This is a genomic window from Enterobacter sp. DSM 30060 (assembly GCF_013375955.1).
Taxonomy (GTDB): domain Bacteria; phylum Pseudomonadota; class Gammaproteobacteria; order Enterobacterales; family Enterobacteriaceae; genus Enterobacter; species Enterobacter intestinihominis.
On sequence record NZ_CP056118.1, the window covers coordinates 4,223,423 to 4,244,666 of the forward strand.

Sequence of the window (21,244 nt, forward strand, 5' to 3'; positions counted from 1 at the left end):
AGATAAACCCCATTAACACCCTGGAGGGTATGGTTACACTGAAAAAATATTTACAGCATTGATAGTTTGAGAAGAAAAATGAAAAAGCTCGCGGCAGTAAGTTTAATCAGCCTCGCACTGGCTGGATGCGTTAATCCCGGTAAAGCCTCCGTTCAGACCGATCAGTTAGAGAATCACCGTTTCGTGCTGGAAAACGTTGATGGCAAAGCGGTTAAGGGCCTGAAAACGCAGCCTGAAATTCGGTTCAGCGCGCAGCCCAGTATCAGCCTGATTAACAACATTGCCGTCTCCGGCACAATGTGCAACGGCTTCAACGGCCAGGGAAAATTGTCCGAAGGAGAGTTGACGGTCAAAACGCTGGCAATGACGCGGAAACTCTGCACCGAGCCGCAGCTTAATGAACTGGATCAGACCCTCGCCGATATGCTACGCACAGGCGCTCAGGTAGACCTGACCGAAGACCAGTTAACGCTGGCGACAGCCAATAAGTCTTTAATGTTTAAGCGAGTTGAATAACTCAGTAACTCCCGCACGATCCTACGGCAAGGGACTGCTCACTACAGCGTTTGCCGTTTGGCAACGCGCACATGCCGATAGCGGAGCCGTCAAGCTGACGGGCAACGGAGAGTGAACCGCCGATCATTGCGCAGTTGGCCTGACCTGAACTGGACATCGCCGCTCGCATACCCGGCGTAACGTGTGCCGCTGTCGCCTGCTGTACAGGTTCATTGCTGCATGCCGACAACAGTAACGCGGCACATCCGACCCAAAATGCTGAACGCATACCTTCCTCCCCATAAATAAAGCGAAACCTATGCATAATAGGCATCACGCGCCGCATCGTCGAGAGCGGATGTGCGTATTTATGCGCCCTGGTAACAATTTCTCGCAATTTTTTAACGCGAATAGCCATCCAGTCATTGATACAGCGCATCCCAAGGACACAAAAGCGAAAATCGTAAAACCTGAGCTTTGCTAAAATACACAGATAATATTCAGGGTCTGTCGTCGTTTTACAGGCCCCTCTTTTTGCGCAATGTAAGGGTGTTGTCCTATGCAAACTATTGACGGCAATGGTGCAGTCGCGTCTGTTGCGTTTCGTACCAGCGAAGTGATCGCCATCTACCCCATCACGCCCAGCTCCACCATGGCTGAACAGGCTGACGCCTGGGCTGGTAATGGGATAAAAAACGTCTGGGGCGATGTCCCGCGGGTTGTAGAGATGCAGTCCGAAGCCGGTGCCATTGCCACCGTGCATGGTGCGTTGCAGACCGGTGCCCTGTCGACCTCGTTCACGTCATCTCAGGGGCTGCTGTTGATGATCCCCACGCTTTACAAGCTGGCAGGGCAATTAACGCCGTTTGTGTTGCACGTTGCCGCACGCACCGTAGCCACTCACGCTCTCTCTATTTTTGGCGACCACTCAGACGTGATGGCCGTGCGTCAGACCGGCTGCGCTATGCTCTGCGCCAGCAGCGTGCAGGAAGCACAGGATTTCGCGCTGATTTCGCATATCGCCACGCTGAAAAGCCGTGTGCCATTTATTCATTTCTTCGATGGTTTCCGTACGTCCCACGAGATCAATAAAATCGTTCCACTGCCGGACGACACCATTCTGAATCTGCTGCCGCAGGCGGACATCGATGCGCATCGCGCTCGCGCCCTCAATCCGGAACATCCGGTGATCCGGGGTACCTCTGCGAACCCGGATACCTATTTCCAGTCCCGCGAGGCGACGAACCCGTGGTACAACGCGGTGTATGCGCACGTTGAACAGGCGATGGACGATTTTGCCGCTGCGACGGGCCGCGAATATAAGCCGTTTGAATATTACGGTCATCCGCAGGCCGAGCGCGTGATCGTCCTGATGGGCTCTGCCATCGGCACCTGTGAAGAGGTGGTTGATGAGCTATTGACGCGTGGAGAGAAAGTTGGCGTGCTCAAAGTTCGCCTCTACCGTCCATTCTCTGCGAAACATCTGCTCGCAGCCCTGCCGGAAAGCGCGCGTGCCGTGGCGGTACTTGACCGCACCAAAGAGCCTGGCGCGCAGGCTGAACCCCTTTACCTTGATGTAATGACCGCTCTGGCTGAGGCGTTTAATCACGGTGAACGCGAAACGCTGCCGCGCGTCATTGGCGGGCGTTATGGTTTGTCTTCCAAAGAGTTCGGGCCGGAGTGCGTCCTGGCCGTATTTGCTGAACTGCGCGAGGCAAAACCGAAGCCGCGCTTTACGGTCGGCATTTATGATGACGTGACTAACCTTTCTCTCCCTTTGCCGGAAAACACCCTGCCCTCGAATGCGAAACTGGAAGCGCTGTTCTACGGTCTGGGCAGCGACGGCAGCGTCTCGGCGACCAAGAACAACATTAAAATTATCGGCAACTCTACGCCGTGGTATGCGCAAGGATATTTCGTCTACGACTCCAAAAAAGCGGGCGGACTGACCGTTTCCCACCTGCGCGTCAGCGAACACCCGATCCGCTCGGCATACCTGATTTCTCAGGCGGATTTTGTTGGCTGTCATCAGCTCCAGTTTATCGATAAATACCAGATGGCCGAGCGCCTGAAGCCCGGCGGTATTTTCCTGATCAACACCCCGTATAGCGCCGATGAGGTCTGGGCACGCCTGCCTCAGGAAGTGCAGGCAGTGCTTAACCAAAAACAGGCGCGCCTGTATGTCATTAACGCCGCGAAGATCGCCCGCGAATGCGGCCTGGCGGCGCGCATCAATACGGTTATGCAGATGGCGTTCTTCCACCTGACCAATATTCTGCCGGGCGACAGCGCGCTGATGGAGCTACAGGGGGCGATAGCCAAAAGCTACAGCAGCAAAGGTCAGGAGCTGGTTGAGCGCAACTGGCAGGCGCTGGCGCTGGCCCGCGAGTCGCTGTTCGAGGTGCCATTGCAGCCAGTCAATACCAGCAGCCCGAACCGGCCGCCAGTGGTGTCTGACGCTGCCCCGGATTTCGTCAAAACCGTTACGGCGGCGATGCTTGCCGGGTTGGGCGACACTCTTCCCGTCTCTGCGCTTCCGCCTGATGGCACCTGGCCGATGGGCACGACCCGCTGGGAAAAACGCAACATTGCCGAAGCGATCCCTATCTGGAAAGAAGAGCTGTGCACCCAGTGCAACCACTGCGTGGCGGCCTGCCCGCACTCGGCCATTCGCGCCAAAGTGGTGTCGCCAGAAGCGATGGCGGACGCACCGGAAAGTCTGCACTCGCTGGATGTAAAATCCCGTGATATGCGTGGCCAGAAATATGTTCTTCAGGTGGCACCAGAGGACTGTACCGGCTGTAACCTGTGCGTCGAGGTGTGCCCGGCGAAAGATCGTCAGGATCCCTCAATCAAAGCCATTAATATGATGTCGCGTCTGGAACATGTTGAAGAAGAGAAAGTGAATTATGACTTCTTCCTCGACCTGCCCGAAATCGATCGCAACAAGCTGGAACGCATTGACATTCGTACCTCGCAGCTCATCACCCCCCTCTTCGAGTACTCCGGGGCGTGTTCCGGATGCGGTGAAACGCCGTACATCAAACTGCTTACCCAGCTTTACGGCGACCGGATGCTGATTGCCAACGCGACGGGCTGCTCGTCAATCTATGGGGGGAACTTGCCGTCTACGCCTTATACCACCGACGCGTATGGCCGCGGCCCGGCTTGGGCAAACTCGCTATTTGAGGATAACGCAGAATTTGGTCTGGGATTCCGCCTGACGGTCGATCAGCACCGCGCCCGCGTAATGCGTCTGCTGGAACAGTTTGCCGATAAAATCCCGGCAGAGCTGAATGACGCCCTGCATGCGGAGGCCAAGCCTGACGTTCGTCGCGCACAGGTTGCTGAACTGCGCCACGCGCTTCAGGGTGTTGAAGGGGCTGAACAACTGCTGACCGATGCTGACGCGCTGGTTGAAAAATCTATCTGGCTGATCGGTGGCGACGGGTGGGCCTACGATATTGGTTTCGGTGGTCTTGATCACGTCCTGAGCCTCACCGAAAACGTTAACATTCTGGTGCTTGATACTCAGTGTTATTCCAACACCGGCGGACAGGCCTCGAAAGCAACGCCACTGGGTGCGGTCACGAAATTTGGTGAGCATGGCAAACGAAAGGCGCGTAAAGATTTGGGCGTCAGCATGATGATGTATGGACACGTCTACGTCGCGCAGATTTCGCTGGGCGCGCAGCTTAACCAGACGGTGAAAGCCATTCAGGAAGCGGAAGCGTATCCTGGACCGTCGCTGATCATCGCCTATAGCCCGTGTGAGGAGCATGGCTACGATCTGGCGCTTAGCCACGACCAGATGCGTCAGCTTACCGCAACCGGCTTCTGGCCGCTGTACCGCTTTGACCCGCGCCGTGCCGATGAAGGAAAATTACCGCTGGCGTTGGATTCACGTCCGCCTTCAGAAGCCCTTGCCGAAACCTTACTTCAGGAGCAGCGTTTCCGCAGGCTGAACGCCCAACAACCAGAAGTAGCAGAGCAGCTATGGAGGGACGCGGCAGCGGATCTTCAGAAGCGTTATGATTTCCTTGCTCAGCTGGCGGGGAAAGCGGAAAAATCACCCAGCGAATAACCGTTATGCCCGGCTTGTCCGGGCATTTTTTTGCCATAAAAAAGCCCGATGCACGTGCACCGGGCTAATCCAGAAGTTCGGTGAAAATTGCCTCAATGTTCTGAACAATATTCACGTGAATTATGGATGAAAAAATCTTAAAGGCATATAACGCCATGGAGAATACCTGCTTTACCACTTAATTAATAATTTTTATTTTGTATCGATTATAACGATTAATTCACGGCATCAATTGTTATTTCAAACGCATCATTTGCTTTAGATTTTACTCAACCCGTAACAATTATATTTTATTCATCAGCCCTCAGTGTGATTTAGCATGGGACAGCTTTCCAGCCCGGAAAGTTCACTAAGCAATAAAAAATAACTGCAAAGGAATAATCAAAATGCAAAGAAAAGTACTGGCACTGATGATCCCCGCTTTGTTAATGGCTGGAGCCGCTCACGCAGCTGAAATTTATAATAAAGACGGCAATAAACTGGATCTGTATGGCAAAGTAGATGGTCTGCATTATTTCTCTGACGATGCGTCAAAAGATGGCGACCAAACCTATATGCGTCTGGGTTTCAAAGGTGAAACCCAAATCAACGACATGATGACCGGTTACGCGCAGTGGGAATACAACATTCAGGCTAACAACACCGAAGGCTCTGACAATCAGTCCTGGACGCGTCTGGCCTTCGCGGGTGTGAAGGTGGGCGACTACGGATCCTTCGATTATGGCCGTAACTATGGCGTCCTGTACGACGTAGAAGGCTGGACCGATATGCTGCCAGAATTTGGTGGCGACTCTTATACTTATGCCGATAACTTTATGACCGGTCGTGCAAACGGCGTGGCGACCTACCGTAACACCGACTTCTTTGGTCTGGTGCAGGGTCTGAACTTCGCGGTGCAGTATCAGGGTAATAATGAAGGTAATAACTGCGATGAGAATTTCTGCTCTACCAATGAAGGGACCAACAACGGTCGTGATACACGTCATGAAAATGGTGACGGTTACGGTATCTCCGCAACCTACGATTTCGGCATGGGCTTCAGCGCAGGCGCGGCATATGCTTCATCTGACCGTACTAACGATCAGGTAAATTACACTACTGCGGGCGGTGATACTGCGGATGCATGGACCGCAGGCCTCAAATACGATGCCAACAACATTTACCTGGCTGCAATGTATTCCGAAACCCGTAATATGACGCCGTACGGCGACAATGCAGATGCGGTTGCAAATAAAACCCAGAACTTTGAAGTGACCGCACAATATCAGTTTGACTTCGGCCTTCGTCCGGCTGTTTCCTATTTACAGTCCAAAGGTAAAGATCTGGGCAATGGTCAGGACGATAAAGACCTGGTGAAATACGCTGACGTCGGTGCTACCTACTATTTCAACAAAAACATGTCCACCTATGTTGATTATAAAATCAACCTGCTGGATGAAGATGATTCATTCTACAAAAACAATGGCATCGGTACGGATGACATCGTAGCGTTAGGTCTGGTTTACCAGTTCTAATCCCGTTAGCCCGCAGCGATCTGCGGGCTAATTTTATCTCTGTTTCGCCTGCTCTTTACGAAAAGAGAGATAGCCAATTACCCCGCTGTCGCCATCCATTGGGTGATTTACTCCATCCATTACCGCCACTTCCGGGAAGTCGAATGGCGTAACATTCTCCAGACAGGCGACATTCACACCATATTCATTGGTATTGGAACGTCGTTGATGGAACGTATAAATACCGCAAACCGAGCAGAAGAAATGGCGCGCCGTGCCGGTGTTGAAACGGTACTCTGTGAGCGTGTCCGCGCCCTGCGTCACCTTAATACCCGTCAACGGCGCGGAAACCACTACTGCCCCGCGCATCCTGCAAAACGAGCAGCTACATCGCCGTGCGGTATTCAGGCCGTCCGTCAGCTCAACAGTGAATTTCACCGCCCCACAATGACACTGTGCATGACGAATTTCAGCCATCGCTTATACCCCTTTTCTCACTAACTCAGCCGCTTTTAAAAAGACCTCATCTTCGACACCATCCCCCTTCTGCCTGCCGAGCCTCACCAGCTCATCGACAATACTTTCACGGTTGATGATCTTCTGCGCTGAAACCAGCCCGATAACGGCGGCACCAATCGCCAGCCCAACTAATCCTGTCTGTTCGTCTTTATTTTTCATAGAAGCGCTCCCTTGTCCCCCTCAAAAGCGTAGCAGGAGAACTGTAAAACGTGCTGGAACGCGGGGATGAGATCGGTGCTTTATCTCACCTTCTCGTCCGGCAAAACAGGGGGTTCTGAGCGGGTATCGGAATATCGTGAATAGCGTTGCGCATAGCGAGGCCGTAATGGGTGTTAAAACCGCCTTCGTAGAGGCGGCTGGTCATTACTCTGGATCTTTATCGCCTGATTCAGGCGCTGAGCCAGGATCATCTTTCGGTTTTCTTCCATCCTTTTCCGGGTTATCCGGGCTGGGATTATAATCAGGATGGTCACCATTAACGGGACGGTCAGACATTTTCACCTCCGTTTTTACTGCGTAAGCTGTAAGTGTAGACAACCCGTTAGTCTTAACCAAACTTCTTTGAGGGGCTCATTTGTAAATCGTGCTGGCATTCGGCGCTGCAATCCGTACCATACACGACACACTTTCGCATGCTGGTTTTTACCGGTAGCCGCAAACCCGTCTTTTATCGCTAACCAGATGGGGCACGTAAATGCGCAGATGGTGTATGAAATCTATGCTACATGGATAGAAGAGATGAACACGAAGCTGACGCTTTGAAATCGTTTTCTCACCCTGTGCCCCATTTGAGATCTGAGTAACGAATAGATGCTACAAAATCAAGAGATTAACAAGAAAGAACAGTACAACCTGAATAAGCTACGCTGATTTTTCCAACTCATTGATATCATTTATTTTCTCAACTTATTCAATTAGTTATAGCATAATAACTTCTCCCTAAAGCTACCCAGACCTACATTTTCAGTGCCCTTTTTTTGCCCCTATTCCGCATTTTTGCCCCTAAATTTGCCCCTAACTTTACTCAGTGCGTACCTCATTTTCTCCCTGCCCTATACTTTCAGTCTGAGTGACTGGAGGTTTCTATGTGTGGACGTTTTGCACAAGCACAAACCCGTGAACAATATCAAGCTTACCTGGCCGACGAAGCCGATCGTGACATTGCCTATGACCCGGAACCTATTGGACGCTACAACGTTGCGCCCGGTACCAAAGTTCTGCTGCTGAACGAACGCGACGAGCAGGTGCATCTCGATCCAGTGTTCTGGGGCTATGCGCCCGGGTGGTGGGATAAGCCGCCACTGATTAATGCTCGCGTCGAGACTGCGGCCACAAGCCGCATGTTCAAACCTCTCTGGCAACATGGCCGGGCGATATGCTTCGCCGACGGATGGTTCGAATGGAAGAAGGAAGGCGACAAGAAACAGCCCTACTTCATTCACCGGGAAGATGGCCAGCCCATTTTCATGGCGGCGATTGGCAATACGCCATTCGAGCGCGGCGATGATGCACAAGGCTTTCTGATTGTAACGTCTGCAGCTGATAAAGGTCTGGTCGATATTCACGACCGCCGGCCTCTTGTTCTGTCACCTGAAGCGGCACGCGAATGGATGCGCCAGAACGTCGGGGGAAAAGAAGCAGAAGAGATTGTCGCTGACGGCACGGTTCCAGCCGACAAGTTTATATGGCATGCCGTTACTCGTGCAGTGGGGAATGTGAAGAATCAGGGGCCGGAACTAATCGAGCCGATTTCGTGAGCTGCGTATTCATATCTGTAGCCCATCGTCTATTGCATGATTGAAGAAGAACGTCATCCGGCCCAGCACTTCAATCTGCTCCAGCGCTGCTCCTTATATCGCCTCTCCATCATCAGTTATGAGCGCCCTGCCCATTAGCTTGGCAAATTGTGTGTGGCCATCGCTAAGTATTAACAACACATCTCCGGGTGTCTTGTTCACTACAGGTTCGATAATCGCAAACCCCAAATCAGTTTCGAGTACACGACTATCGGCACCCATGTTGCACAATACTTCGGGAGTGGGCTGGCGCTCGACGTAATCGGAAGCGGGTGATGCAAATCCCATCAGTGAACCCTCCCCATATTGCGTAAGATCCAGTAACGATTGTCACTGCCGTCTGTCGTCTTGTTAGCGAAGCCTAGCTGGTTGCGCTCTATCCATGAATTTGCATCGGCCCTAGTGAAATGCCAGCTGAACTCCCGCAACTTTTCAATGAAGTCGTCAGTTCTCAGGTAACGATAACCCTTAGGGTTAAGCTGTATAGACGCAACGAAAGCAATTTTTATGTCTTATATGCGTGACATCATGACCTCAAAAAAGCACTGTGTATATGCACAGTATATTTTGAAGATGCGAATGGTCAATCCTAGTATTACCTATCAATCTTTTACAATGAGTAAGCCATTGAGATAATTGGAGACTACAAGATTTTACAGTGAACAGATGGCGACATCATAGATAATCGCCATTTTTTCTGTCTAGAAGATCTCCGATTAAAATCTAATACTAAATATATTTTTCATGTGCGATTAAAATTTACCCGCCACATATTTTATATTTTTTAATTAAAAAAATTTTCCTTGGACTCTATGAATAGATAAAGCCCTCAACGATTAGCCCCATTGAAATCGGTTTTGCTAAATAATAATTTAACACCGACATTTGACAGATGACTCCCGCTGTTATATAGAGATCCTTCGGTAGTGATTATTTTGCATCCTTTATTATCACAAATAAAATCAACAGGTCTAATTATAGTTAGGTTTTCTTTATTAACGATTACAGAATCTAATTTCTTAGCAAATTCTATAGCATCGGTTTTCCCTTTGATATTTTTCTCGTATATAATACCGTCAAATTGGGGTTTAAGATCGGTTATTAATGATAAATACATTTTCTTTGCATCTTCAGTAACAGATGGGATAGGGTAAATAACGATTACATTGTGACCCAATGCCTGGAGAGTTACAATATTCTTAGAAAAAGACTGCCATACCTCATCCTCATTGGCTCTAATGCCATAGCTCAAATTATTCCTACCGTCTTCCAGAGGATTGTTTGTTGCAAGCTTACCCTCCCGGAAGAAATAATAATTTGCTGAGATAATGATATTCTTTCTTTCTTTGAAACTTTTTATAATATTCCATCTACGCTTATTAACTTCAACGCATTCTGGTACATTACCAAACCAAAAATCATTTACGAAAGGGCATTGCTCATAAGTTAATGACATAAGCCCATGTCCTTTTTCTAAAAGTACCTTACTCAAATAAAAGTCTAAAGTACCTGCGTAACTATCACCAATTGTAACCCACGAACTATCACCGTTAGAACAGGCATCATAGGGATCTCTCAAGAAACATGACTCGCTTATTATTCCACTCCTCAAGTTCGCACCAGGGTTGCCCTTAAGCCTACGAAACTCAGGCTCTGAAAAGTTCATATATATATTTTGGGCTTGTATGGACAACCTTGATATATCCCCATTAGTTGCATGAATATAATAGGAAAAAGTCATTATCATGATAAACGATGTAGTTGCCAGTATTTTCTTGTATAAATTATAACCACCCTTCCTGAAAGGTTTTTCTATAAAATAATATGATATCACTGCGACTAATATGGAAACAAAAATCAACGCCAAGCCAGTGAAAGTGTTTATTTCATAAAATCTTATTCTATAGAAGGCAAAGATTGGTTGATGCCATAAATACAAAGAGTATGAAATCATCCCTATAAATACAACAGGCTTGATCGAAAGTGTTTTACCACAAATGTCTTTGCTGTGATGTGCGAATATTATAAAAAGACACGTACCAATCACAGGAATCAGTGTTAAAAATGAAGGATGGTCTATTTTATCACTCATGAAAGTCAGTGAAAAAATTACCATAGCCATTCCTAGAAATGATAAGTATTTATTACTTCTCCTACCTATAATTGCTACCAAACAACCAGAAAGCAATTCCCAAGATCTTGAAGGTAGCAAATAAAATGCAGCATTTATATTATATTTGGCTTGATAAACAGAAACAGCAAAAGAAATAAACCACATTAAAAATACAATCCAAATGACTCTTTTTTTGAATAATTTTAACATTAAAAAAAGAATCGCAGGAAATATTAAATAAAATTGCCATTCTACAGACAAACTCCATGTATGCAAAAGTGGTTTTAAATCACTTGACTCGGAGACATAGGCATCCTCGCCAAAAAAGTAAACGTTTGATACAAATAGAGCCGAAGCTATTAGGGTTTTACCATAAATTAAAAAGGCATCTGGAAGTAATATTCCGTATGCAGCATAAGAAGCTACAATCAGCATAGCAAATAATGCTGGAAAAATCCTTTTTGCTCTGCTGTTATAAAACCCCCAAAAACTAAAACTATTTGATGCTTCTGAATTAAGAATAATTGAAGAAATTAAGTAACCAGAAAGCACAAAAAAAACATCAACCCCTAAAAACCCTCCAGGTAAAAGGAACGCGCCATTGAAACTTAATTTGGCATGATATATTAGAACAGCAAGTACTGCAATGGTTCTCAGCCCATCTAATTCAGGTCTGTAATTTATTTTGTGTTTCATTAATTTTATGCGTAAAGTAGTGTGTGTAGTGAAACCTCACGAGTATCATTATTATTAAAGAACAGTCAAGTATTTCATATAGTTTTTGTAGGGTTTATCCCAATTCTTTAACATTTCCATAAGAACTTCTGTGCGACGTCGGTACGTAATTTAATCAAAAGCCAATCAATCAGCTCAAAAAACGCACAAATCCTCGAGGCTGAGTACCCATCTTTATTACTGAAAATCTCAAGCTCTCAGAATATTTAAAACATGAGCCCAACGTGTCCCCCCCACCAAAACAATCGCATTTATTTTTGAGCAATTATTTATAAAGTCACTTCAGTCTTAAATCATTTTAGCACCATCTATGCATATTCCATTTCACCTTTAAATAAAATTTAATTTCTCATCGCGTTTTCAAGATCATCCAGCCTTCTGAGAAGCTGCTTAACCACGGGAACAAGATAAGCGGCACCAACTTCCCCAGGATCGATAATTTTTCCATCCTCGAATGTCTTGCTTTCACCGCTTACTGGGTCAATTACGGTCAGTGCTGATACCGAGATTAACTCCGAATCGAGAGTCTCAATATTTTGTGCGCTATACCCTACCTTTATCTTTTCAGGAGCCCATTTGAAGGTATATCTAATAGGTTTTAGTCCTGATATGAAGTCAACCGCCTCCTCTTCGGTAATCTCTCTTATTATGTTTTTAACGCGCTCGTCAGAAGCTGACGGAATTATGTCACCATTTGCCGTGCTAATAACGCCAGACGAGTTTCTGAAAAGCCATCTATTTTGTTGTGAACCTGTACTTGCCAGCGCTGGCCCACTGCTACCAATGCTGTTAGCATCAATCCAGTAACCAAAGGATGCACTGGCCGCATAAGTAGATGTTGCCACAATGGATGTAGTGGCTCGCACTATGGCACCGACTGTAGTCCCGGTGTAACTTACCAGCGTACCTGTGGAATAATCGGTGTCAGTCCACAATTGGGCGCGCCCCTTCAACCCACGTATCAAAGTGATATCTTCGTTCTCTCCAGATTTTGCCGCGTAAAGATTAGTGCGAGCGATATCGGCATCAGTTGCCCCGGTTCCGCCGTCCGAAACTCCAACCGCCCCATTGCTCCGTTTCTGGACCAGTTTGCCGATCGCCGGAATGGTTACACGAGCACCGTTGATGGTAACGGTGATGTTCTGGTTTGCTGAGGTGGTGGCGAACGTCTCCCAGGCGCCGATGTTCTCGTCATAATCGTTGATCAGCTGAGACATGCTCTGCGCCAGGCCGTCGACCGAGAGACTATCAGTAACAAGAATGCCGTACTTCTGGCCGCTCAGCGCCGGAGACGCGGCGGGTGTAATCGTCAGTGACGTCGCACTGTTGATGGCCGTGATCTGAAACATCTGTACCGGGTTAGAGAGAACAAACAACGTCTGGCCAACCCGAATCTGGCTGGCCGGTGCCGTCCAGTTCGTGCCGGTGCCGGTGGCTGTATTTCCGTTAATGGCAATGGTGCCAGTGTTATAAAGCATATTTTCTCCAGGCAATAAAAAACCCCGCCGGAGCGAGGTTGATTAAAAAGACAGTTTATTCAGACGTACATATCGGGAAGAACGGGAAGATTCAACGGCGTTACAGTGTCATTACCAAAAATTGCATAACGCTCGCGCCCAAGATATTTCCCCCCTGAACTGAAGCAATGCCGTTCTGTATTTTTATTCCGAACATTCGATACACGTACATGCCATTCACTTCGTGAGCCATCAGCCCGAATCTCCCCAGCGGAACATAGCCGCTACCGATGCTCACGGCGCTTGTCGAAGGGTTCCAGAGTTGGTTCAGATATACGAATGGCCGTTTTGTGGTTGAAAACGTACAGGCACCGGCAGCATTGAAAATATTGAGGCCGGTACCAGGCTGCGGCGCTACGCCGCTGGCGAAGATAACGATGTCTATCGTACCTGTTGCGGGGGCGTCATCATTCGTGGACGGAGGGCTGAAGAACCTGACCGTATTTCCGTCGAAGTCAATCGTATTGCCGCTGTTGCAGCGTCCAAAAACGATATATTTCGACTTGTCATAACCTGCTATCGAGGGAACCGCCCAACCCCCGGTCGGAACATTAACGGTACCCTTCCAGATACACTGGCCTGACTGTGTGGCATTGGTTATCGAGGTGAAGTCTGTACTGTTGCTGATGAGCAAGCCCACCCCACTTCGCTGACCTGTCGGGAATATCTGCCATAGGCTTCCCGGAAACGTGTAAGTGCTGTCCCGTTCGCTGATGCGGTTGTCTTTCATCGTTGAGTTCTGCGTGACGCGGCCCCCCGATATGGTGACCGAGTTCATCTTATGAAGCAGCCCTGAATCAAGGTAAGCCGTAGCGTGCGGGATAAACAGCACCTGCGCCCCGGAAACATAACCAGTGATGTCCACATACTTTGCTTTCTGGTAGCCAGTATCAAAGCTGCCACCAAAAGACGGGCATCTCAGACCCGCCGTTATCTCCATGCGCTTTCCGCCGTCATTAAGTTCTATCAATAATCCTGTCGGCATCTTATGTCCATGTCCCCAGTACGATCCGGCCACCACCAGGAATGTTGACGGTTAAACCGTTGCCATTAATCACTGTTGTGTTGCCGGAGCCATTGAAAGAAAAATTACCGTTTGTGGCGTAAATCGAGCCGCGAACGGTCACGTTGTTGAACGTCGCGTAGCCTGACTTGTTGATGTGCCAGCCAACGTTCCCCGTGCCGTCCCAGGTTGTGGACTGGATGTAGCTGCCGATTTTGGTGTTGTCGATAGTCCCTTCACCAATCACAGTATTTCGGATAAAGGTCTGCCCGTTCTGGATCACGAACGGAAGCGTAACGGTCGCTCCTGCCTGGTGCGTTACCGCGAAGCGGTCAGCCAGGAAGATAACCTGCGACTGCATGCCGGAAGGCGTGTTCTCCACGCCGATCCCCATCCCCGCGGCATAATACTGTCCGTTGCTGGACATCCCGACTTTGATGCTGTACATCGCCTTCAGGTCGCCGTTGACGTTCGCAATAGCCTGCGCGTTGGTGGTGATCGCAGAAGTGTGGCCATTAACGGTCGCCGTGATGCTGTTTACCTGCGTGGCCATAGCCTGCTGGTAATCCGAGAAGGTCTGATTCAGGTTGTTGATGGATGCTTTGTTGCCGTTAACGTCCGTCTGCAGGCTCAGCAGAGAGCGCGCCGTTGCCTCCTTCTCGTTGACAATCACCTCATCAATGCGGTCCAGCTGTGCGCTGTTACCGGCGACCGTTGCGGATAACCTTTTGCGTGTGGCCACCTGCGCCAGCCCGTTCTGGATAATGGCAATAGCTGAGTTCTTCACCCCGCCCGTAATGCCGTCCATAGACACGCTAATGCTGTCGATTCGCTGGCCCAGCGCGGTATCAGCAGTCGCAACGGTCTGCTCAAGCTCTGAGAGAGAAGACGACACATCCCCAACCGTGCTGGAAAGCTCATTAACGCTGGTCTGAACCTTCCCGATGTCCTGCGCGTTTTTTGCGATTTCCTGCGCCTGCAGCTCAAGTTCGTCGTTGGCCTGTTTGATGTCGTCAGCCATGCCAGCAATTTTTTCATTGCTGTCCACCGCATTCTCGATCAGGTCTTTGAACGTATCGGAGTCTTTAATTTCCTCCAGAATCACATCTGTGATGTCGGAAACATCGATGCTGGCCTGTCCTCGTACCCATTCTATGTAACCTGATTCGTTGCCGCTGCGGTCCACCAGCTGCGCGCGGTACCAGAAAATCTGCCCAGCCTTAAGGCCCATCTGCTGATATTTGCGCTGCGGGTAAGGCACATCGGCCAGCAGCATCGCATCGTCCTCGGTACCGGTCAGGCTGTACTGAATTTCCGTCTTCAGCGTGTCGTCGGTATTCGCCGGGAATCCCCAGTTCAGCTCGATGCCGAAAACCACATTTTCAGAAGCGATGAAGCCAACCGGCTTCGGTGGGTTGCCCACTTTACCCGTCAGCGTTTTCTCTTCTGAATAGCCCCATCCGGACGAGATTTCTGCGGCATTGATTGAGCGCACGCGCACCAGGTAGCGCCCGGCATAAATCCCCGGGACGTCGAATGATGTGGTGGAGCTGCGCGGCACGTTGACCCAGTTCCCGTCGTTGCGGCGCCATTGCGCTTCATAGGCGATAGCGTTCTGCGCCTGGTCCCAGCTCACGCGCATCGTTTCGACGCTGATATTTTGCTGCACCACAGAAAACGAGCTGATCACGATGTTCGCAGGCGGCGACTGGTTGCCCGGCGGGATCACGCTCACCGGCCGCTGGTCAATGATGGCTCCGGTATCAATGCGATCGAATTTATCCGGATCGTGATTTGCACCGACGATTGTGAACGTGCCGTCATTATTATCAGTTACCGTAATAACGCGATACTGCTGTGCGTAGAGCTCATCAGACTCAATGACCCATACGGCCTCAGCCACAGGCGTTTCGCTGTAAGCGGTCGTAACGGTCACTTTATTGCCCGTAATCGACTGAATGGTGCGTGACTGAGAAACACCCGATGGAAGATTGACAATCATCCTGTCGGCTGCCGAAGCATCCGGCGCCCTGTCCAGCGTCAGCACGCGACCATTCACCGCAGAGATACGGCCGCCCAGGTCGCGCCCGGATAGATTTCGGTCCGCTATAGCGATTACATAGCCAGGCTGTGGAATGTTGCCATCTTCCCCTACATTGAAAGTCACAACGCGATCTTTGTTGTTGGTGAGGATCCCCCATCGCCCTTTCCGATTCGCTTCCGACTGACGGGTACAACCGATCGCAGTTATCTCAAGTTGATTAAACCCATAACGCGCAACCAGCGCCTGCTCAAAAACAGGCTCCATCGCATCAGAATAAGCGTTATCAGGATCAGACCAGGACACCAGCGCGTTGGTGTAACGGTTCTTTGTGGTGCTGCTGGAATAGGTAAAGCGCCCATCAATAACGTTCGCATGCGTGTATGTAAAATCAACATCTCTCGGCATGTCCGCCAGCGCCACAATCTGGTCGTCGCCCCAGTAGGTCATCCCACGGAAGATTGCAGCAAAATCACGCAGGACTGTATAAGCGTCGTTGCGTTCCTGAATATACACGTTGCAGGTATAACGTGGTTCGGTACCACTTCCGCCTTTGCCATCCGGTACCATTTGATCGCAATACTGCGCAACCTGGTAGAGCGTCCATTTATCTATGTTGGCCGTTGTAAGACGATCCCCAAGTCCGAAACGGTCGCTAACCACCAGGTCGTAGAAAATCCAGGCTGGGTTATCGGTCCAGACCCATTTAAATGTCCCAGTCCACGTACCGCTATAAGTGCGGGTGTCGGGGTCGTAAGTATCCGGAACGCGGATAACGCGGCCGCGGGGCTCGCAGGAGATCTGCGGGATTGAGCCGTTAAACTGGCTGGAATCGAATTCGATATAAAGCAGCGCTGTGTTTGGATAGCGTAATTTGGCGTCAATTACCTCGGTGAAGCTCTGCAGCATCATCGTGTCGCCGATCTTCGCACTGTTGGCATCAGACGTAATCTTACGCAGTCGGATTGTCCAGGTGCTGCCAGCCTGAGGTAAATCAATACGGTGGCTGCGCTCGTAACCTGACGTCGTTTTGCCGGTCACGCTGGTATTGAGTACCGTCTGCCATGTGCCGCCGTCCGTCTGCAGGTCAATCGCATAATTAACCGAGTAACCGACCAGATCGCCGTCGTCCTCCTGTTTGAAAAGCGATGGCCATTTCAGACGCAGGCGAACTGCTGAAAGCTGTGTATTGGTAAACGTGCGCGTCCACGCTGTAGCGCTCGATACCTCAGTTCCCACGTTGATTTCGTTTTCGGTACCGGGTATGCCCTGAATATATTTTTGCGCCTGAGTTCCAGCGCGAAAATCCCACGTAACGCCGCTGAAGTTTTGAGAGCCGTCAGCATTCTCCAAAGCCGTTCCGTCCAGGTAGATATCTTTCGCCGTCAGCTGCCCTGCAAATTCCCCCTCTCCTAGTGCAATGAGGATTTTTGCCTTTGCTACAGATTGCAGATCATCAGGCTGTTCGGTAGGGGTTCGGGAACTTGAGCTGCCGCCCTTGCGGCCTTTTATAGCGATTGCAGTTGCCATATTGCGCCCATAAAAAAAGCCACCCGAAGGTGGCCTGAAAGAAGGTATTTATTTATTGCTGATCTTCGACATAAATCCCGGCAGAAATAATCGCGCCACCGATTCGCCGGCGGCCATAAAGAAGTGGTACCGGATTTCCCTGGGCTGTCGTGTTTGTTACTCCACCAAAGGCGTAGCTGGCTTGGTTATCCGCAGATTGCTTACTGGCGAGCCCGGTTGTCTGTGGAGAAAGCATCTGGACTACGCCGCCGATCGCCATTGATGCCCCAATCCCCGCCACAGCGCCCCATCCACCAGCGAAAGCGGTACCACCAATCCCGATCGCGGCCCCTCCCGTAACGAACGCAGCAACAGCGACAAGGGCAACCCCGAGGATTGTCTGAAAAACCCCGGCTCGCTTACTGCCGATGATCACCGGCGCGATGCGGATTTCCTCTGCGCTCCTGTCCATACAGAGTTCATCGTTTATGAGGTTTCGTTTCCCACTGAATACCGCATAAGTTAAACCTCGTTGCTTACTGGTATTCAGGAAACGCTCAAATCCCGGTACGATGACGCTCAGGGCGCGGATGGCCTCTTTTGGTGAAGCTACTGATAAACGATATTCACGCCCGAAGGTAGCACCTAGCACACCATAAAGGCGAACGGTTCTGAGCTGTTCCATATCAAGTGAAATGGCCATAATTACTCCATAAAAAAACCCGCCGAAGCGGGTTTATATTTGACTGTAATTAGAATAGTTTTCGAAGGTCTACACCGTACACTGCAAGCCATGCCGCGCGAGGCCAGGACTTAACGCTACCGAAGCGAGGATCTTCCACATCGTGTGGGGTAGCGTCATTCTCCCGGCACCACTTGCGCAAAGGTTGCCATTTAAATTTTTGCCCAAGCTTCTTTTCCACGGGAATAATGGCGGCATAATTCTTACCCTCACCTACGCGCTCAGCCAGTTTATTTTTGGCTCTCACTGCTGCAGATGCTGTAGCCATCGCGGTTACTTCTCGTTTTTCAGAGATCCAAAGCTTCTCTTTTACTGCTCGGTCACGCTGCTGTGTGATGATGCGGTTTTCCTTTACCTTTGACAGCAGATCTTCCAGCGCTGCCTCATAGGTCAGTGGAATGCCAACAGAGGGGTTAGGACGAAAATACGAATCCTCAAGTCGCTCAAAGAAAGACCATGCTGCATTAGTGTCGACAATCTTAGACATGCGGGCAGAGCCCTTCTCTGTCCACAGAGTCAGAGAGCGAGTTCGCTTTTTAACAGAGTAATTATCATTTACTCTGTTCTTAAATTCCTTTAATTCTGAACCAGTTAGAATGAAGTAATGAAATCCTTCAATGAATCTGTCTTTATTATTGCTTAAGTTCATACGGATATTTACGTCATCCGTACCATAACCTGAAGCCAGCGTTTCAGTCGTAACAACACGCAAACCCTTCCATTCAATAACCGGCAGCGGCTGGGGATCGACATTTCGCTCTTGAACTGCTAAATTTAATGAAGTCATTGGTTGGTCCCTTATGACAGATTTATGGATAGCCGGCAGCTCGTAACTGTCGGCTTTTCTATTTGCATCACTGCAACGTTTCCTGACGCAGGTGTGGTAATACCCTGCTCCAGTTATCATCCTTCCATTGATGAAATTCGATATGCGCCGTTTCGCGCTTAATCAGATCACGCGCCTTGTTAATCGAACGCGGCAACTCATGCCCAATTGAGTGAAAGTGCCCGGCATGTCTATGCTCTGCCACTTTCAGCAGCGGCGTAACGCTATCGCAGGCTTTGAGCATGATGTCACCGGCCCGCCACAGCCACGCAAGAGAGCAAAGCTCATCGTCAGTGAATTGCTTAGTAATCGGCGAGTTGTGCACCTCCCGATCCAGAATATCCAACACCCATCGGCGGAACTCTTTGGCCTTATCTGTAGTGGCAAACATCGCGATTAGATGGCAACCACGGAGAGAGAACACGCGCACCGATTTCTCACGTAAGTTGTTGTTTATTCCATTGGTCTTCATTTTGATGACCATTGACATGCTGCTAGTGAACTCATCAGAATTGCGCGAGTAAATGGTAGAAACGCTCTTACTTGAAGCATATCCAAGCGCTTTGGCGATGTCTGAGGAAGTTAGCCAGATACCATCAACTATTGGTGCTGGTTGCAATGCGACGTTATGGAAAGTTAACTTATTGTTCTGTACACTATTCATGTCGATATTTCCTTCGCTGGAATTGTTCGATAAGAGGCCCAGAGTGTTAGCGCACTTCTGGGCTTCGCTATTTTTACTGGATGACAACATCGCCCTTCTCCTCAAGCTTAATCAACAACTCCATGCGATATGAAATCTCTGCCTGAATAGAACGGTGACAACGCTTGGCGGATTCACGAATATGGGAATCTACCTTCTCAACAAAACGGACCTGGCGCGGCTTGATAGTGGAAATGTTTTCAGACATTATGAACTCCTCTAGTTTTCTCTGCATAAAAACTCATATGAACTTGTAGAGATATTAGTATGAATTATTCATATGTCAATATGTCTTTAATGGTGAAATTGTGAACTTTGACTCCCTGTTTCATGAACGGGTCTCCACGCTGAGAAAATCTCTGGGTCTAACTCAGACTGAGCTTGCTAAGCAAGTAGGCATCGTGCAGCGTCAGATTGCCGCATACGAAGGTGGTGAATCTAAGCCACGTGACCCTGTTTTATTGAGGCTTGCATCAGCACTCGGAACAACTCCAGGCTGGCTTGCTTCGGGGGATGGGCAGGAACCCAATCTGAGAAATTTCATCCCATATACTTCTGTTCGGCAGATCCCGCTTTTAACCATGGGACCGTTCGCTGACAGGCTTGATGAAGTTTTAAAATCGGCTACCACATTTCACCCCTGTGGCGTGGCTGTGAGCGATAGTGCTTTCGCCCTTAAAATTGTTGGTGAGTCAATGAGAGGATCTGGAGGATTCAGTTTCCCTCCTGGATGTATTGTTACTTTCGATCCTAGCGTTGAACCACAACAAGGCAGCTTTGTTTTATATGGTTATGAAGAGGAAATGACCTTTAAACAGTACTTCTCCGATCTCTTTCAGGTGACACTTAAGGCTTTGAATAAAAACTATGGCGACCTGGTAATTAATAAAGGTAATGGCTTTGTTATAGCTACCGCTGTTTACGCTGAGGTGGATCTTATTCAAAGCCAGACGATGTTATATGGTGTTTATCAGCAAGTTGTGACAAAAGCTGATTACCCTAGCCTTCGCAAAGACTCTGATAGCCATAAAAAAAATTGAGTTCATGATACAAATTTGTATCACCAGATAGCCCACCAAAGTGGGCTCTATCGCTATCAACATGGCTAATGATTGATAGCAAACCTAATTGTTAAAGAGCACTTACTGGCGTGATGAAAACGCTGGTAGGTGCACAAAAGTAGGGAGTTAGACATGAACAAATTTGATAGAAAACTCCAGCTGGAGGTAATGAAAAAGCTTTTAGATATCTACCCAGGAAGGATTGGTGTACAAGAATTCAACTTTATCTCTAACCTCTTCAATGATGAAGAAAAAATGATTGCCAATCTCCTTTATCTTGAAGGTCATGGTCTAATCAGCAGCGGGTTAGTGGCAGGTTCAAGTTCATATTCAATCAATTTTGGTAGTCTTTCAATAACTGTCCGAGGTATAGATTTCATGCAAGATGACGGTGGACTGTCAGCCATTCTTAACGTTCAAACGATAAAGTTTCACCGGGACGCCGTCGTAGTGCTTGAAGACCTTATTGCCATATCAAATATGAACGAGGCAGAGAAGGATAAAGCCAAATCAACACTAGGTGAGTTGTCTACTGAGGCGCTAAAAACTGTAGTCCAAACAGCCACTACCGCCCTTCTTGCATTGTGATGTAGCCCACCATAGAGGG

Annotated in this window: 20 protein-coding genes and 1 pseudogene; 7 read left to right on the forward strand and 14 right to left on the reverse strand. The window is 49.0% G+C overall.

Annotated elements, in window-relative coordinates:
- Positions 1-78: 78 nt before the first annotated feature.
- Entirely contained in the window at positions 79-516 is a 438-nt protein-coding gene (gene hslJ, locus HWQ15_RS20160; RefSeq protein ID WP_023300211.1) for a heat shock protein HslJ, read from the forward strand.
- Between the two features lies 1 nt (position 517).
- Here the strand turns inward: hslJ and HWQ15_RS20165 are convergent, their stop codons facing one another.
- A complete protein-coding gene (locus HWQ15_RS20165; protein ID WP_003856935.1) occupies positions 518-784 on the reverse strand; it encodes a DUF333 domain-containing protein in 267 nt (88 codons plus the stop codon).
- A 270-nt stretch (positions 785-1,054) separates the two neighbouring features.
- Here HWQ15_RS20165 and nifJ point away from each other — a divergent pair, with 270 nt between their 5' ends.
- Together nifJ and ompC are read left to right on the forward strand one after the other, a co-directional pair.
- On the forward strand, positions 1,055-4,579 hold the full coding sequence (gene nifJ / locus HWQ15_RS20170; protein ID WP_176587410.1) for a pyruvate:ferredoxin (flavodoxin) oxidoreductase: 3,525 nt from the start codon (positions 1,055-1,057) through the stop codon (positions 4,577-4,579).
- A gap of 386 nt (positions 4,580-4,965) precedes the next feature.
- Complete coding sequence (gene ompC, locus HWQ15_RS20175) at positions 4,966-6,093, forward strand: porin OmpC (RefSeq protein WP_022648258.1); 1,128 nt, start codon at positions 4,966-4,968, stop codon at positions 6,091-6,093.
- Positions 6,094-6,126: 33 nt separating this feature from the next.
- On the opposite strand, the gene HWQ15_RS20180 is transcribed toward ompC, so the two are convergent.
- From HWQ15_RS20180 to HWQ15_RS23330, 3 genes are all read right to left on the reverse strand, one after another.
- Positions 6,127-6,549, reverse strand: a complete 423-nt coding sequence (locus tag HWQ15_RS20180; RefSeq protein ID WP_063148948.1) for a GFA family protein — start codon at positions 6,547-6,549, stop codon at positions 6,127-6,129.
- A gap of 3 nt (positions 6,550-6,552) precedes the next feature.
- On the reverse strand, positions 6,553-6,750 hold the full coding sequence (locus HWQ15_RS20185) for a hypothetical protein (RefSeq protein WP_022648260.1): 198 nt from the start codon (positions 6,748-6,750) through the stop codon (positions 6,553-6,555).
- Positions 6,751-6,954: 204 nt separating this feature from the next.
- Positions 6,955-7,086, reverse strand: coding sequence for a hypothetical protein (locus HWQ15_RS23330; protein ID WP_255248590.1), 132 nt, complete (start codon positions 7,084-7,086; stop codon positions 6,955-6,957).
- A gap of 81 nt (positions 7,087-7,167) precedes the next feature.
- On the opposite strand from HWQ15_RS23330, the pseudogene HWQ15_RS23335 reads away from it, so the two are divergent.
- Positions 7,168-7,353 (forward strand): annotated as a pseudogene (locus tag HWQ15_RS23335) (tyrosine-type recombinase/integrase); the annotation flags it as partial.
- 323 nt (positions 7,354-7,676) lie between these two features.
- On the forward strand, positions 7,677-8,348 hold the full coding sequence (locus HWQ15_RS20190; RefSeq protein ID WP_033487830.1) for an SOS response-associated peptidase: 672 nt from the start codon (positions 7,677-7,679) through the stop codon (positions 8,346-8,348).
- A gap of 93 nt (positions 8,349-8,441) precedes the next feature.
- Here the strand turns inward: HWQ15_RS20190 and HWQ15_RS20195 are convergent, their stop codons facing one another.
- From HWQ15_RS20195 to HWQ15_RS20235, 10 genes are all read right to left on the reverse strand, one after another.
- Positions 8,442-8,675, reverse strand: a complete 234-nt coding sequence (locus HWQ15_RS20195) for a hypothetical protein (protein WP_369806292.1) — start codon at positions 8,673-8,675, stop codon at positions 8,442-8,444.
- The gene (locus HWQ15_RS23340; RefSeq protein ID WP_223230154.1) at positions 8,675-8,896 is read right to left on the reverse strand and encodes a hypothetical protein; all 222 of its coding nucleotides are present in this window, start codon (positions 8,894-8,896) and stop codon (positions 8,675-8,677) included. The genes HWQ15_RS20195 and HWQ15_RS23340 overlap by 1 nt, the downstream gene beginning before the upstream one ends.
- A 320-nt stretch (positions 8,897-9,216) precedes the next feature.
- Positions 9,217-11,196 carry an acyltransferase family protein gene (locus tag HWQ15_RS20200; protein WP_063850147.1) on the reverse strand — a complete coding sequence of 660 codons (1,980 nt, stop codon included), beginning with the start codon at positions 11,194-11,196 and terminating at the stop codon, positions 9,217-9,219.
- Between the two features lie 380 nt (positions 11,197-11,576).
- On the reverse strand, positions 11,577-12,713 hold the full coding sequence (locus tag HWQ15_RS20205; protein WP_139154051.1) for a tail fiber domain-containing protein: 1,137 nt from the start codon (positions 12,711-12,713) through the stop codon (positions 11,577-11,579).
- A gap of 100 nt (positions 12,714-12,813) precedes the next feature.
- Positions 12,814-13,737 (reverse strand): DUF6453 family protein, encoded by a 924-nt coding sequence (locus HWQ15_RS20210; protein ID WP_255319031.1) that lies wholly within the window; start codon positions 13,735-13,737, stop codon positions 12,814-12,816.
- 1 nt (position 13,738) lies between these two features.
- Complete coding sequence (locus HWQ15_RS20215) at positions 13,739-17,326, reverse strand: host specificity protein J (RefSeq protein WP_063215934.1); 3,588 nt, start codon at positions 17,324-17,326, stop codon at positions 13,739-13,741.
- Between the two features lie 52 nt (positions 17,327-17,378).
- Positions 17,379-18,008, reverse strand: coding sequence for a tail assembly protein (locus tag HWQ15_RS20220; RefSeq protein ID WP_063149541.1), 630 nt, complete (start codon positions 18,006-18,008; stop codon positions 17,379-17,381).
- Positions 18,009-18,057: 49 nt separating this feature from the next.
- Positions 18,058-18,834: an ORF6N domain-containing protein gene (locus HWQ15_RS20225; protein WP_063149542.1), complete on the reverse strand. Its 777-nt coding sequence runs from the start codon at positions 18,832-18,834 to the stop codon at positions 18,058-18,060.
- Positions 18,835-18,901: 67 nt separating this feature from the next.
- A complete protein-coding gene (locus HWQ15_RS20230) occupies positions 18,902-19,627 on the reverse strand; it encodes a P22AR C-terminal domain-containing protein (RefSeq protein WP_063149543.1) in 726 nt (241 codons plus the stop codon).
- Complete coding sequence (locus HWQ15_RS20235; RefSeq protein ID WP_154815980.1) at positions 19,611-19,784, reverse strand: hypothetical protein; 174 nt, start codon at positions 19,782-19,784, stop codon at positions 19,611-19,613. Before HWQ15_RS20235 ends, HWQ15_RS20230 begins: the two co-directional genes overlap by 17 nt.
- 100 nt (positions 19,785-19,884) lie before the next feature.
- On the opposite strand from HWQ15_RS20235, the gene HWQ15_RS20240 reads away from it, so the two are divergent.
- Both HWQ15_RS20240 and HWQ15_RS20245 read left to right on the forward strand, forming a co-directional pair.
- Positions 19,885-20,616, forward strand: a complete 732-nt coding sequence (locus HWQ15_RS20240) for a LexA family transcriptional regulator (protein WP_063149544.1) — start codon at positions 19,885-19,887, stop codon at positions 20,614-20,616.
- Between the two features lie 153 nt (positions 20,617-20,769).
- Positions 20,770-21,225 carry a hypothetical protein gene (locus tag HWQ15_RS20245; protein ID WP_063149545.1) on the forward strand — a complete coding sequence of 152 codons (456 nt, stop codon included), beginning with the start codon at positions 20,770-20,772 and terminating at the stop codon, positions 21,223-21,225.
- Positions 21,226-21,244: the final 19 nt, after the last annotated feature.